The 14,205-nt window shown below is 59.1% G+C and carries 12 protein-coding genes and 1 pseudogene; 6 read left to right on the forward strand and 7 right to left on the reverse strand.

Annotated features, from left to right (window positions below):
* Nucleotide 1: 1 nt before the first annotated feature.
* Together WA302_RS04590 and WA302_RS04595 are read right to left on the reverse strand one after the other, a co-directional pair.
* Nucleotides 2-622 (reverse strand): glutathione S-transferase family protein, encoded by a 621-nt coding sequence (locus tag WA302_RS04590; RefSeq protein WP_025302203.1) that lies wholly within the window; start codon nt 620-622, stop codon nt 2-4.
* Nucleotides 623-711: 89 nt separating this feature from the next.
* Complete coding sequence (locus WA302_RS04595; RefSeq protein ID WP_025302204.1) at nt 712-1,368, reverse strand: HAD family hydrolase; 657 nt, start codon at nt 1,366-1,368, stop codon at nt 712-714.
* A gap of 287 nt (nt 1,369-1,655) precedes the next feature.
* On the opposite strand from WA302_RS04595, the gene WA302_RS04600 reads away from it, so the two are divergent.
* Nucleotides 1,656-2,678, forward strand: a complete 1,023-nt coding sequence (locus tag WA302_RS04600; RefSeq protein WP_025302205.1) for an isopenicillin N synthase family dioxygenase — start codon at nt 1,656-1,658, stop codon at nt 2,676-2,678.
* Nucleotides 2,679-2,737: 59 nt separating this feature from the next.
* Here the strand turns inward: WA302_RS04600 and WA302_RS04605 are convergent, their stop codons facing one another.
* Together WA302_RS04605 and WA302_RS04610 are read right to left on the reverse strand one after the other, a co-directional pair.
* Complete coding sequence (locus WA302_RS04605) at nt 2,738-3,883, reverse strand: trans-sulfuration enzyme family protein (RefSeq protein ID WP_025302206.1); 1,146 nt, start codon at nt 3,881-3,883, stop codon at nt 2,738-2,740.
* Between the two features lie 12 nt (nt 3,884-3,895).
* Nucleotides 3,896-5,263 carry a cystathionine beta-synthase gene (locus tag WA302_RS04610; protein ID WP_261456175.1) on the reverse strand — a complete coding sequence of 456 codons (1,368 nt, stop codon included), beginning with the start codon at nt 5,261-5,263 and terminating at the stop codon, nt 3,896-3,898.
* Nucleotides 5,264-5,729: 466 nt separating this feature from the next.
* Here WA302_RS04610 and WA302_RS04615 point away from each other — a divergent pair, with 466 nt between their 5' ends.
* Complete coding sequence (locus WA302_RS04615; RefSeq protein ID WP_043137823.1) at nt 5,730-6,935, forward strand: serine hydrolase; 1,206 nt, start codon at nt 5,730-5,732, stop codon at nt 6,933-6,935.
* A 97-nt stretch (nt 6,936-7,032) separates the two neighbouring features.
* Here WA302_RS04615 and WA302_RS04620 read toward each other — a convergent pair whose 3' ends face one another.
* From WA302_RS04620 to WA302_RS04630, 3 genes and pseudogenes are all read right to left on the reverse strand, one after another.
* Nucleotides 7,033-7,524, reverse strand: a complete 492-nt coding sequence (locus tag WA302_RS04620) for a fimbrial protein (RefSeq protein WP_225735588.1) — start codon at nt 7,522-7,524, stop codon at nt 7,033-7,035.
* A gap of 19 nt (nt 7,525-7,543) precedes the next feature.
* Nucleotides 7,544-8,406 (reverse strand): annotated as a pseudogene (locus WA302_RS04625) (fimbrial protein).
* A gap of 187 nt (nt 8,407-8,593) precedes the next feature.
* Nucleotides 8,594-8,926 (reverse strand): hypothetical protein, encoded by a 333-nt coding sequence (locus WA302_RS04630; protein ID WP_025302211.1) that lies wholly within the window; start codon nt 8,924-8,926, stop codon nt 8,594-8,596.
* Nucleotides 8,927-9,591: 665 nt separating this feature from the next.
* On the opposite strand from WA302_RS04630, the gene WA302_RS04635 reads away from it, so the two are divergent.
* From WA302_RS04635 to WA302_RS04650, 4 genes are all read left to right on the forward strand, one after another.
* The gene (locus WA302_RS04635) at nt 9,592-10,113 is read left to right on the forward strand and encodes a fimbrial protein (RefSeq protein ID WP_025302212.1); all 522 of its coding nucleotides are present in this window, start codon (nt 9,592-9,594) and stop codon (nt 10,111-10,113) included.
* A gap of 78 nt (nt 10,114-10,191) precedes the next feature.
* Complete coding sequence (locus tag WA302_RS04640; protein ID WP_025302213.1) at nt 10,192-10,728, forward strand: fimbrial protein; 537 nt, start codon at nt 10,192-10,194, stop codon at nt 10,726-10,728.
* A gap of 47 nt (nt 10,729-10,775) precedes the next feature.
* Entirely contained in the window at nt 10,776-13,310 is a 2,535-nt protein-coding gene (locus tag WA302_RS04645; protein WP_072271520.1) for an outer membrane usher protein, read from the forward strand.
* A 96-nt stretch (nt 13,311-13,406) separates the two neighbouring features.
* Nucleotides 13,407-14,156 (forward strand): fimbria/pilus periplasmic chaperone, encoded by a 750-nt coding sequence (locus WA302_RS04650; protein ID WP_089180519.1) that lies wholly within the window; start codon nt 13,407-13,409, stop codon nt 14,154-14,156.
* The last annotated feature ends 49 nt before the right edge of the window (nt 14,157-14,205 follow it).

Below are 14,205 nucleotides of genomic sequence, written 5' to 3' on the forward strand. Positions count from 1 at the left end.
ATCAGGTGAGCTCGCTCATCACGCCGCGCTGATAGGCCGGGCGAGCGCGCAGTTGCTGATACCAGCGCTCCATGTTCGGCCGTGGGCGGCGGGCGATCGGCATCTCGAACCAGCCGTAGGCGAAGCTGCCGAGCGGAATATCGCCGAAGCCGAACGCGTCGCCGGAGAGGTAAGGCTGGTGCGCCAACGTCTGTTCAATGATATCGAAGTGTTTTTCCAGCGTGGCGATCGCCGCTTCTATTTTCGCCATGTCGCGCAGCTCCGGCGCGGTGCGGATCAGGCCCCAAAAGACGATGGTGAAGGCCGGAACGATGGTTGAGGTGGTCCAGTCCATCCATTTCTCGGCGGCGGCGCGCGCCTGCAGATCTTGCGGATAGAACGTCGCGTCGCCGAATTTCGCCGCCAGGTAGCGCACGATGGTGTTGGACTCCCACAGCACGAAGTCATCGTCCTGCAGCAGCGGCACCAGGCCGTTCGGGTTCAACGCGCGGTAACTCTCTTCGTTGACCTTGCCGAACGCGCCGCCGGCGTTGATGTGGGTATAGCTCAGCCCCAGTTCGGCGGCGCACCACAGCACCTTCCTGACGTTGTTCGAATTCTCACGACCCCAAATGGTCAGCATGGGATAACTCCGTTAGCGGATTAAAGACCCTTAATACCTACGCCACAATGCGCTTTTTGTCACACCGCAGGGCATTTTTTGTCTGCCGATCAACGCTCCCAGCGGCACACTTCCCAGCCGTGCTCCGCCGCTAGCGCGCTCAACTCGCTGTCGGGGTTGATCACCGTGGCGCTGTCGACGAATTGCAGCATCGCCTTGTCGTTGAGGGAGTCACTGTAGCCGTGGCTGTGCTCGAACTTTAGGTGCGGATGCTGCGCAAGCCAGTGCTGCAGGCGGATCACCTTGCCCTGTTGGTAGGTCATGGTGCCGTAGGTGTGGCCGGTGAAGCGACCGTCGCTGATTTCCACGCCGATCGCCAGCGCATCGTCGGCGCCGAGCTGTTCGGCGATCGGCGCCACCAGGTGCTCGCCGGTGGCGGAGATCACCAGGATGCAGTCGCCGCGTTCGCGGTGCCACTGCAGGCGCTCACGGGCGGCGGGATAGACGCGCGGCAGGATATCGCGGCGAATGTAGCGTTGCACCCAGCCGGCCACGGTTTGCACGCTCAGGCCGGTCAGCGGCGCCAGCGTGGCCTGCATGTAGTCCTCCATCGACAGCTTGCCCTGATAATAGAGCTGCATCAGCTGCTGCTCCTGCAGTTCCAGCTCCGCCGGCGCGAAGCCCTGGCCGACCAGCCAGCGGATCCACAGGCTGGCGCTGTCATCGTCAATCAGGGTTTCATCCAGGTCGAATAAGGCTAAATCCATCAGTATTTCTCCGGCAGGCAGGGTATGAGGTCGTTTACAGGATAGCGGATAGCGCCCATCGCCAGCCAGCGGCGTCGGCGAAATTGCGCAGAGCATAAGAAACATTGATGACGGTTTTGCGACAGTTTGTTGAACGTTTGCATAACTTAGAACGCAACAATATTGGCCGCTCCGGCGAGCGCGGTGATAACTATGGGGCAAATGCAGCTACCCGCGGGGAGTGACAATGTTGATTATTCGTCTGTATGGCAGCCCGATCGTGATCGGGGAAGAAGAGGAACCGCATGATGACGCATCTGACGACGCTGAAGACGCTGCCGCTGCTGGATCTTTCGCAGCTTGACGGTGATGCGCGCCAGCGGCGCGCCTTTCTCGACGATTTGCGCGCGGCGGCCCGCGACGTCGGTTTTTTCTATCTGCGTGGGCACGGCGTAGACGGCGCGTTGAATGCGCGACTGCAGCACGCCGCGCGGCAATTTTTCGCCCTGCCGGAAGCCGACAAGCTGGCGGTGCAGATGGTGCATTCGCCGCACTTTCGCGGTTACAACCGGGCGGCGGCGGAGCTCACGCGCGGGCAGCCTGACTGGCGCGAGCAGTTCGATATCGGCGCCGAACGCCCGGCGCTGACGTTGTCTGACGACACGCCACGCTGGGCACGCCTGCAGGGGCCAAACCAGTGGCCGGCAGCGCTACCGACGCTGAAACCGCTGCTGCTGCAGTGGCAACAGGCGATGACCGCCATGTCGCTGCGGCTGCTGCGCGCTTTCGCTTTGGCGCTGTCGCTGCCGGAGCAGGCGTTCGATCGCTTGTACGGCGAGAAGCCCAACGAGCACATCAAACTGATCCGCTATCCGGGGCGGGAGGCTACCGGCAGCGCACAGGGCGTTGGCGCACACAAGGACTCCGGGTTTCTCAGCTTCCTGCTGCAGGACGCGCAAAAAGGGCTGCAGGTGGAGGTGAGCGAAGGGCGGTGGATAGACGCGCAGCCGCGTGAAGACACTTTCGTGGTGAACATCGGCGAGCTGCTGGAGCTGGCGACCAACGGCTATCTGCGCGCCACGGTGCACCGGGTGGAGACGCCGCCGGCAGGGCGCGACAGGTTGTCGATCGCGTTCTTCCTCGGCGCACGGCTGGACGCGGTGGTGCCGCTGTATCAACTGCCGCCGCCGTTGGCGGCGCAGGCTCGGGGCCCGGCCAGCGATCCGCTCAACCCGCTGCTGCGCGACGTGGGGTATAACTACCTGAAAGGCCGCATTCGTTCCCACCCCGATGTGGCACAGCGCTTTTATCGGGACGTCATCGGCGTCTGAACATCAGGCACAAAAAAGCCCGGCGCGCCGGCCGGGCTGATGACGATTGATTCAGGCGATTATTCCGCCAGCGCCTGCTGCAGATCGGCGATCAGATCTTCCACATCCTCAATCCCTACCGACAGGCGCACCAGCTGCGGCGTGATGCCGGTTGCCAGGCGCTGTTCCAGCGGAATGGAGGCGTGCGTCATGCTGAACGGCTGGCTAATCAGGCTTTCCACGCCGCCCAGGCTTTCCGCCAGGGTGAACAGGCGCGAACGCTGAATGACCCGACGCGCATAGGCGTCGTCGCCTTTCAGCCGTACCGAGATCATGCCGCCGAAGCGCGTCATCTGGCGTGCCGCCAGCTCATGCTGCGGATGGCTCGGCAGGCCGGGATAGTAGACGTTTTCCACCTGCGGCTGGCTCTCCAGCCACTGGGCGATGCGCAGCGCGCTGTCGCTGTGGCGCTGCATGCGCAGGGCCAGGGTGCGAATGCCGCGCAGCGTCAGGAAGCTGCTGAACGGATCGAGAATGCCGCCGACCGCGTTTTGCAGGAAGCCGAGCTGTTCCGCCAGCGCCGGGTTATCCCCCACCGCCGCGACGCCCGCCACCACGTCGGAGTGGCCGTTGAGGTATTTGGTGGCGGAGTGCACCACCACGTCAAAACCTAGATCCAGCGGACGTTGCAGATACGGCGAGGCGAAGGTGTTGTCCGCCACGCTGATGAGCTGATGCTTTTTGGCGATCGCGGCGATGGCGCTCAGATCCGCCAGCTTGAGCAGCGGGTTGGTCGGCGTTTCGACCCAGATCATTTTGGTATCCGGTTCGATCGCCTGTTCCAGCCCGGCGAGATCCGCCGGCGACACGTAAGTCACGCGCAGGCCGGCGGTGCGACTGCGCACTTTTTCCAGCAGGCGATAGGTGCCGCCGTACAGGTCGTCTACCGCGATCAGGTGGCTGTCTTTATCGAGCAGCTCCAGCACCGTGGAGCAGGCCGCCAGACCGGAGGCGAAGGCGTAGCCGCGGCTGCCGCCTTCCAGTTCGGCGATGGCGCTTTCCAGCGCGGTGCGCGTCGGGTTGGCGCTGCGGGAGTATTCGTAGCCGGTATGCTCGCCCGGTGCCGGTTGGGCGTAGGTGGAGGTGGCGTAAATCGCCGGCATCACTGCGCCGGTCGCGTCCGGGGTGTAACCGGCGTGAACGGTCAACGTATCAAACTTGGCCATAATGGGTCCTTATTAACGTAATTTTTGGCGCCAGGCGTTAAGCACGTCTGTGCGGGTAATCAGGCCGAGGAAGCGCTCGCCGTCGAGCACCACCGCGACGTGGCCATGGTTGAAGGTGGCCTGTAATTCCTCGTAGCCGGCTTCCTTTTGCAGCGTCTGGACCTGCTTGGTCATCGCGCTGCCGGCCGGCAGGCTGAAGTGGGCGGCGTCGGCCTGGACGGCGTTCAGCAGATCCCACTCATCGATCAGACCGACGACCCGATCGCCTTCCAGCACCGGTAGCTGCGAGATGTCGTACAGCCGCATGCGGGCGTGCACGATCGCCAGCGTGTCGTCCGGCGCGGCGGAAACGGCGGCGCCTTCGTCGTGGCGATAGGCGATCAGATCGCGCAGATCGCCGTGCTGCGGTTTGCTCAGCAGGCCCTGCTCCAGCATCCAGTGGTCGTTATACATTTTAGACAGGTATTTGTTGCCGCTGTCGCAAACGAAGGTCACGACCCGCTTGGGTTCGGTTTGCGCGCGGCAGTAACGCAGAGCGGCGGCCAGCAGGGTGCCGGTGGACGATCCCGCCAGCACGCCTTCCTTGCGCAGCAGATCGCGCGCGGTGATGAAGGCCTCCGCGTCGCCGATGCGGTAAGCGTTGCGGACCTGGTCAAAGTCGCTGAGCGGTGGGACGAAGTCTTCGCCGATGCCCTCAACTAACCAACTGCCCGCTTCGCCGATGTGGCCGTTGTCGAGATAGTCCGCCAGGATAGAGCCGGCAGGGTCGGCCAGCACAAATTCCGTCTGCGGCGAAACGTCGGCGAAATAGTGGCTCAGCCCGCCCAGCGTGCCGCCGGAGCCGACACCGACGACGATAGCGTCCACGTCATGCTCCATCTGCTGCCACAGTTCGGGCGCGGTGGTGGTGGTATGGGCCGCCGGATTGGCCGGGTTGTTGAACTGATCGATATAAAAGGCGCCGGGGATCTCTCCAGCGAGGCGTTTGGCGTAATCCTGATAGTAAGCCGGGTGCCCTTTGCCGACGTCCGAACGGGTCAGCAGCACTTCCACGCCCAGTGCGCGCAGGTGGAAGATCTTTTCGCGGCTCATCTTGTCCGGCACCACCAGCAGCAGCTTATAGCCTTTCAGCGCCGCTACCAGCGCCAACCCCAGGCCGGTATTGCCGGCGGTGGCTTCGATGATGGTGCCGCCCGGCTGCAGTTTGCCGTCGCGCTCGGCCTGTTCGATCATCGACAGCGCGACGCGGTCTTTGATCGAACCGCCGGGGTTTTGGTTCTCCAGCTTGACGAACAGCCGGCATGGGCCGGTATCGAACTGGGTCAGTTCCAGCATCGGGGTATTGCCAATCATCTCGATGACGGAATGGGGGATCGCCATGACTCATCTCCAGGATTATTCGGTATAAAAGTCGTTGTGCGGATGATAGCGCTGAGGATAAGCGCTTTAAAAAGAACAAATAACGGTTCTATATGCCATTATGGAATATATTAATCTTTTTTGGACGTATGGAAGCGCAGATGTTTAGCGGTGCAGATGCTTGGCCGTTTAGCCGTGGGTGGGTGCAAAAATGCGCGTCACGATGTTTTTTTAAACGATCAGCAGGGGCCTGCGTACAGTTATGTAAAAATGCTGAAAATTCACGCTAAACCCTGCAAAAATAAGATAAATCACATAAACTCACAGCAAGGGCATTTTCGGTGCGTTGTGTTACCCGCTATGGGCGCCGCAGGGGGTTGCGGCCGCCATGCGCGCACCGGGCCACTCTCGCTGGTTGGCTTAAAACGTGAACATGTTTGAAAGTTAACGCTATTTCAATGGTTTGAATGGACACTCTGGCGACGTCATGATGAAAAAAAACTTATCCACTTCCCTGAAAAAACTGACCTTCAGCGTAGGCATCCTGTTGCTGGCTGCCCCGGCCGTGCGCGCCGCCGAGCCGCCGGCGCCGCCGCAGGTAGACGCCAAGGCCTACATTCTGATGGATTACAACAGCGGCAAGGTGCTGACCGAAGGCAATGCCGACACCCGTCTCGATCCCGCCAGCCTGACCAAGATCATGTCCAGCTACGTGATCGGCCAGGCGATCAAGGCCGGCAAGATCAAGCCGGAAGACATGGTCACCGTCGGCAAAGACGCCTGGGCGCCCGGTAACCCGGCGCTGCGCGGCTCTTCGCTGATGTTCATCAAGCCTGGCGATCAGGTGCCGGTGCTGGAACTGAATAAGGGCATCGTGATCCAGTCGGGTAACGATGCCAGCATCGCGCTGGCAGACTACGTGGCGGGCAGCCAGGATTCGTTCGTTGGCCTGATGAACAACTATGCCAAATCCCTGGGCCTGCAGAATACCCACTTCCTGACGGTGCACGGCCTGGATGCGGAAGGGCAGTACAGCACCGCGCGTGACATGGCGCTGTTGAGTCAGGCGCTGATCCGCGACGTGCCGGACGAATACGCGCTGCATAAAGAGAAAGAGTTCACCTTCAACAAGATCCGCCAGATTAACCGCAACCGTCTGCTGTGGAGCAGCAACCTGAACGTCGACGGTATCAAGACCGGTTACACCAGCGGCGCCGGCCACAACCTGGTGGCGTCCGCTACCGACGGACCGATGCGTCTGATCTCGGTGGTTTTAGGCGCGCCGAGCGATCGCGTGCGCTTTAGCGAAAGCGAAAAGCTGCTGACCTGGGGCTTCCGCTTCTATGAAACCGCGACGCCAATCAAGGCCGATAAACCGTTCGTCACCCAGAAAGTGTGGTTCGGCGACGTCAGCGAAGTGCCGCTTGGCGTGGCGAAAGACGCCTCGGTCACCATTCCGAAAGGGCAGATGAAAAACCTGAAGGCCAGCTACAAGCTGACCCAACCGACGCTGGAAGCGCCGCTGGCGAAAAACCAGGTGGTCGGCACCATCGATTTCCAGCTGGACGGCAAAACCATCGAACAGCACCCGCTGGTGGTGATGCAAGAGGTGAAAGAGGGCAACTTCTTCAGCCGCATCTGGGATATGGTGATGATGAAGCTGAGCCAGTGGTTCGGCGGGATCTTCGGCTGAATAGCCTGATGTAAGGAGCGCCCCGGGCGCACCATCCTCGACCAAGCCGCAACGGAGACGTTGCGGCTTTTTTTCGCGAGTTTCTGCGGCGCGGTGATTAAAAGTAGTCCACCAGCATGGTGGCGCCGCTGGTGAAATCGCCTTCCGCCAGGGTGACGGCGCTGTTTTTTACCGGCACCGCATCAAGCGTCGGCGGATTGGCGTAGTCGATGTCCAGCGGCGTATTGATGGCGAAGGCCTTACCGTTGGCCAACAGCTTGATGCCCAATCCATTGACGCTGCTGGTTAACACGCTGCCGTCGAAGGCCGCCGCGCCGCCCATGATCTTCATTTTCAGCTGGCGGCTGTTATCCAGAAACTCGCATTTGATGCTGTAATCGATGCGTTGCATATAGCGGTTGCCGTCGATGCGCTTGATGCCGACCTTGCCGAAGTCGATATCGATGGTGCGCCCGTCGTTGATCACGCAAGGCGGAGGCGCCACTACGGTGGCGGTGATGTTGACTTTGGTGCCCTGATCGGCGGCCTGAGCGGCCGAGCTAATCAATTCCAGCGCCAACAGCAGGGCGCAGCCCGTTTTTATCGTCATGTTCATTCTGGCTCCCGTCTCAAGGTGCGCTGAAGATCAGCGTGGCCGAGCCCGACAGCGGACCGGTGGCGATACTGGTGTAAGGGACATTGTTCTTCACCGGCACAAAGGTCACGGTATCGTTACCTAGGCCGTTGACGATGCGTGTTCTGAAGGCATTGTTGGGTTTCACCACCGCGCCGTATACACCATCGCCACGCCGACGTTAGGATTGGTGGTCTTGATAAAATCGCTGGAGAAGCCGCTGGCGTCGCTGACCATGCGGATCAGAATATCCTGCGTCGCACTCTGATCGTCGCACTGGTAGCTGAGCGCTTTGTCCTGTTTGATCTGGGCATCGCTGGCGCTTTGAGTCAGAAAGTCCTGGCGGATCTGACCAAAATCGACATTAATCTGCTGGCCGTTGTTAATGGTGCAACTGGTGGTGACGAAGTAGGCGTCGTTGTCGGCGATCAGGCGCCAGCGATAAACGCCGCACTGCGGACAACCCGGCTGATCGTTGGTCTGAATAAAGTTGATTTGGCCGATGACGTCGCCCTTATTCACCTTGATGTCCGGCGTTGGGAAACGATTCAACACGATATAGACCCGGATGGCGACAGACTGGGTCTGCAAGCCGGTGAGGCTGAGTACGCTGATGCCGGCAGGCACCGGGGAGTTATAGTCGCTGCCGTTGATGGTGGTACCGCTGCCGATGGCGCCAAAAATCGCACTGTTCATCGACAGCGCCGGACTGTCGGTTTTGAGATAGTCATACCAGCTCGCGACGTCGTTTTTACAGGTGACCTGGCTGACGTTGACGATTTCGTTTTTGCCATAAGAAAGCTGCGGCCCGATGCGAACCCGGACGTCAACCGGCGTGGTCGAGCCCCCGGGTGGAATCAGTCCGCCATCGGACGTGCGGCAGGTAAATGCGTTGGCGTTGCCAAGCAGCAGGAAGAAAGAGAGTGCCAGGCAGCAACGTAAAAATAGCAGGGCTGTTTTTCTCACGATAATATCCCGATATATATAAATGGTGTGCGGCGTTACTCCGCAATGAAATATTGCCAATCAGGCCGGCTGGCCCTATTTATTCCGTTAAAGGAGAGTGAGATGCATCTTTGTTGGGTATGCCGTTGTTATCACCACCGTCCAGCAACGCGGTGGGATACCACCTCAACGAGTTGTTGATGGAGCCGTCCGTCACAATCACTTCTTGTCGGGCGACAAGATCCAATAACAGCCGTCGAGCCCGGTAAACACCGACGTTGACGGCATTGGCCAGTTGCCGCGTCGAGAGCCACTGCTGCTGTGGCGGCGGCCCGGCGACGGGACATTGACGGGGCGATTGCGCGAATAATGTTTGCAGCAGATCGTGCTGCAATTGCCGTATTTCCTTTTGTTTCGGAGATAACGCTTCCATAGCACTTCCTCTGTATTCCGATTGCCGTATTCCTAAGAAAAAACAAACATTCGCCGCCTACCAACAACGAGGTAAAACGCGAACAAAGAAAATTCCTATCTATTTATCAGGATTGAAAAAAAAGGCGTTGCCCGCCCCGTTTTTACCTATGTTCAGGCAGGGGTGGCGTCACGCAGAAACCTAAAATTTTGGTTTATTATATTCACAAAGCGCCACTTTGCGATCTGATTACTTGTGAATCTCGCAAAAACAGGATATTGCTCTATAAAAGTATTTTTTACGATCTATGAGCCTAAAAATAACAGTAAATTAACTTCAATTAGGAAATAAATTGCGAATGTTCGCCTTGATCAAAAAAAGCCTTTTTTTGCTGAGAGGCATTTGCCAGAATATTCATCGCCGAACAAGAAGGGCGGATTAGAAAGTATTGGCCCCTGCTCGTTGTGATTTCGTTTATTTTTATAGGGCGAATTCATTAATGGGTGGGCCGCTGCAGACTTGCCGTTATCGACTTTTTTATTGTCGGTGCCTTTGGGGTTTGGCAGTTAACCAACTAGCAAGATGCTAAAGAATTAGGGCTGCGCACATATAAGCGCGAGCAGGTTTCCTGTGGCTCTTTTTCTTGATTGGAATATGCATTTTTTCTTATAAGGAATATAGGTTCTATGAAACTTAACAAAATCATGATGGCTGCAGTGATTGCATTTGGCGCAAGTTCTTTTGCACAGGCAGCCGATCAGGGACACGGTAAGGTCACCTTCACGGGCTCTATTATTGATGCGCCATGCTCTATTGCGCCTGAGTCGATCGATCAGACCGTAGATCTGGGCCAGGTGTCCAACGTGGCGTTGAAAAACGGCGGCAAATCCAACCCGCGTCCGTTTGAAATCAAGCTGGAGCAGTGCGACATCACCACCCTGAAAACCGTTAAAACCACCTTTAGCGGCGTAGCATCGTCTACCGATAAGGATCTGCTGGGCATCGCGGGCACCGCCAGCGGCGCCGGCGTAGCTATCTCTTACAACGGCCAGCCGATCAAACTGGGTGAAGCGACTACCGCGCAGACTCTGAACACCGGCAACAACACCCTGCATTTCGCCGCCTACCTGCAGGGCGAAGGCGCTTCCGCCGCCATCGTTCCGGGCGACTTCACCGCCGTAGCCGATTTCACCCTGGCTTATCAGTAAGTGAGTCCGAAGGCTTAATCAACCAGGCATGGGGCTCGCCACATGCCTGGTGAATCTCCCTGTCAAAGGAATGTCGCGATGTTTTTACCAAGGAATCGAGCGGGTGCCGTTCTTTTGGCGTCGTTGGCGTTTGCGCCCGGCTATGCAACTTCCGCCGCGCAGGGGTGGGGCAAAGTCAACATGCACGGCGCCATTATCGACACCGCCTGCGCCATTGCCGCCGGCAGCCGCGATCAGACGATCGATATGGACACTCTTCCTCTCGGGCAGATCATTCGTGACGGCCAGGGGATGACCAAACCTTTCAGTATTGAATTGGTCAACTGCATTTTGGAACGGCCGGAAAACAAACCTGATTGGAAATTCTTTCAGGTCACGTTTGATGGTTATGCGGAAGGCGCTCTGTTTGGCGTACAGGGCGAGGCGCGCGGCGTCGCATTGAAGATAAAAGACAGCAACGGCACGCCGGTTATTCCAGGGAAACCCTTACCGATGGAAGGAATAATACCGGGAAATAGAGTGCTGAATTATTCCATGACGTTGATGCCGAATCATCAGCCGTTGAAGGCGGGAGCGTATTTTTCCACAGTGCGTTTTAAGCTGGATTATTTTTGATTTTTTCTCGTACTGACGGTTAATTCGTTATTGAAAGGACTTTTATTATGCTTTCACCGGCAGGGAAGTTATTTCGTCTTCAAGCTTTGGGGCTCTGTGTTGCCCTTTCTCTGGGAAATCCGATCGCGTTGGTCTATGCCGCCGACGTTATTCAATTCAATACTGACGTATTAGACATCAACGATCGTAAAAATATCGATCTGAGCCAATTTACGCGCAGCGGCTACATCATGCCGGGCGTTTATACCATGGTGGTGCACGTCAATAAGAACGACCTGCCGGAACAGCCGGTGACGTTTTTGGCACCTGAGAACGATCCTAAAGGCAGCGAAGCCTGTCTTTCGCCGGAATTGGTCAACCAACTGGGGCTGAAAGAAAAACTGTTAAGCACGCTGAACTGGACGCACGGCGGCCGTTGCCTTGACGCCTCGAGTCTGGCGGGGATGGAAGCCCGCGGCGATCTTGCCAGCTCCTCGTTGTATCTCAACATTCCTCAGGCCTATCTGGAATACAGCTCGGAAAACTGGGACCCGCCTTCGCGCTGGGATGACGGTATTCCTGGGCTGCTGTTTGACTATAACGTTAACGCCCAAACGCAAAAACACCAGAAAGGCGGCAGCAGTTACAGCCTGAGCGGCAACGGCACCGGCGGCGCCAACCTGGGCGCCTGGCGTCTGCGCGCCGACTGGCAGGCCAACCTCAACCATCAGACCGGTTCTTCTCAGCCTACCGATAAACAGTTCGACTGGAGCCGCTATTACGCCTACCGGGCGATCCCGGCGCTGCGCTCGCGGTTGACGATGGGTGAGGATTACCTGAACTCCGACATTTTCGACAGTCTGCGCTTTACCGGTGTCAGTCTGCGATCCGACGACAGCATGTTGCCGCCCAACCTGCGCGGCTATGCGCCGGAAGTGACCGGCGTGGCGAAAACCAACGCTAAGGTGGTGGTCAGCCAGCAGGGGCGCGTGCTGTATGAAACGCAGGTGGCGGCGGGGCCGTTCCGCATTCAGGACATCAATGACGCCGTTTCCGGCGAGCTGGACGTGCGCGTCGAAGAGCAAGACGGCAGCGTGCAGGAGTTCAAGATGAACACCGCCAACATCCCTTATCTGACGCGCCCGGGTACGGTGCGTTACAAGCTGGCGACGGGCAAACCGTCGGAGTGGGGGCACCATCTGCGCGGGCCGATGTTTGGCACCGGCGAGTTCTCCTGGGGGATCAGCAACGGCTGGTCGTTGTACGGTGGGGGCATCGCCGGCGGCGATTATAACGCGCTGTCGCTGGGGGTCGGGCGCGATCTGATGGCGCTGGGGGCGCTGTCGTTCGATGCCACGCAGTCGCGTGCGCGTTTGCCGCAGGATGGCACGCTGACCGGCGGTTCGTACCGGCTGAGCTATTCGAAGAACTTCGATGAATACGACAGCCAGGTCACCTTTGCCGGTTACCGCTTCTCCCAGGAAGATTTCATGAGCATGGGGGACTACCTCGATGCGCGTTACGAAGGGGGACGCAGCGGCAAGAGCAAGGAGATGTACACCATCACCTTCAACAAACAGTTCCGCGATCTGGGGCTCAGCACCTATCTCAACTACAGCCACCAAACCTACTGGGATCGGGCGCCGAACGATCGTTACAACCTGATGGTATCGCGCTACTTCGATATCGGCGATTTCAAGAACGTCAGCGTTTCGCTGTCGGCCTATCGCAACCGTTACAACGAGCGCAACGACGACGGGATGTACCTGTCGCTGTCGCTGCCCTGGGGCAGCGCCGGGACGCTCAGTTACAACATGACGCTCGATCGCGAAGAGAACGCCCATCGGGTCGGGTACTACAACCGGGTTGATGAACACAACAACTATCAGATCAGCGCAGGCGCCGCGCGCAGTGGGGCGACGGCCAGCGGGTATTACAGCCATCAGGGCGATATGGCGCAGATCAATGCCAACGCCAGCTACCAGGCCGGCCGGTACAGCGCCGTCGGCATCGGCGCGCAGGGCGGCCTGACGATGGCGGCGGAAGGAGCGGTGCTGCACCGCGTCAATACGCCGGGCGGCACGCGCTTGCTGCTCGATACCGAAGGCGTCGCCGGTGTACCGGTACGTGGCTATGGCAGTACGGTGCTGACCAACCGTTACGGCAAGGCGGTGGTGGCGGATGTGAACAGCTACTACCGCAATAAGGCCAGCATCGATCTCAACAGCCTAAGCGACAACGTCGAGGCGACGCGTTCGGTGGTGCAGGCCACGTTGACCGAGGGGGCTATCGGCTACCGCAAGTTTGAAGTGATTGCCGGCGAGAAGGCGATGGCGATCGTCAAGCTGGCGGACGGCAGCGAGCCGCCGTTCGGCGCCACGGTGCTGAATGCCCGTAAGCAGGAGACCGGCATCATCAATGACGGCGGCAGCGTTTACCTGTCCGGCCTCAACCCCGGCGAGCGCATGAGCGTGCACTGGAACGGCGCGGCGCAGTGTGAAATCCAGCTGCCGGCGCCGCTGCCGGCCGAAATGTTGATGAATACGCTGCTGCTGCCTTGCCGTCCTCTCACCGGTAACAAGCCGGCGGAGAACGCCAACTGACATACACCCGGCGGAGTGCGCTCCGCCGCTAAACCGCCGGGGCGGGCTCGCCCGCTTCCGGCCGACTGGAACCGTGAAGACATGATGAATCTGACTATGACCAGAAAGACCGTTTTCCTTGTGGGCCCGCTCGTCGCCGCGTTGACGATCGGCGCGGTCAGCCTGCCCGCTCATGCGGCCATTGCGCTGGATCGCACGCGTGTGATTTTCGACGGCGACCTGAAAACGGTCAGTCTCAACATCAGTAACCAGAACAAACAGTTGCCTTATCTGGCGCAGGGATGGATCGAAGACGATCGCGGCAACAAAATCCAAAACCCTTTTACCGTGCTGCCGCCGGTGCAGCGGGTGGAGCCGGGCAAACCGAGCCAGGTGAAGATCCAGTCGCTGCCGGCAGCACGTCAGCTGCCGCAGGACAGGGAGACGCTGTATTACTTCAATCTGCGCGAGATCCCGCCGCGCAGCAATAAGCCGAACACGCTGCAGATAGCGTTGCAGACGCGCATCAAAATGTTTTATCGCCCGGCGGCGCTCGCCCCGAAAAAGAACGCCGCACCGTGGCAGGAGCAGCTGACGCTGACCCGGCAGGGCGACAAGTACGTGGTGAACAACCCGACCCCTTATTACGTGACGATCGTTGAGGCGAGCGCCGGCAAGGGCGGGAAAGGGGCCGCCGGCTTTGAACCGTTGATGGTGGCGCCGAAGGCCAGCGCCCCGCTGAACGTCTCCGCCGCGAGCCTCGGTAGCGGCCCGTCGCTGGCGTACATCAACGATTACGGTGGTCGGCCGCAGTTGAACTTCCGCTGCGGCGGCAATGCCTGCCAGGTCGTACCGGTCGCCAAATGACGATCCGCGCGCAAGCAGGGAAGACAGAGTGAACACAGCGGAGTGAACG

It is taken from the genome of Serratia sp. 201, from assembly GCF_037027545.1.
In the GTDB taxonomy this organism is placed as follows: Bacteria; Pseudomonadota; Gammaproteobacteria; order Enterobacterales; family Enterobacteriaceae; genus Serratia; species Serratia bockelmannii.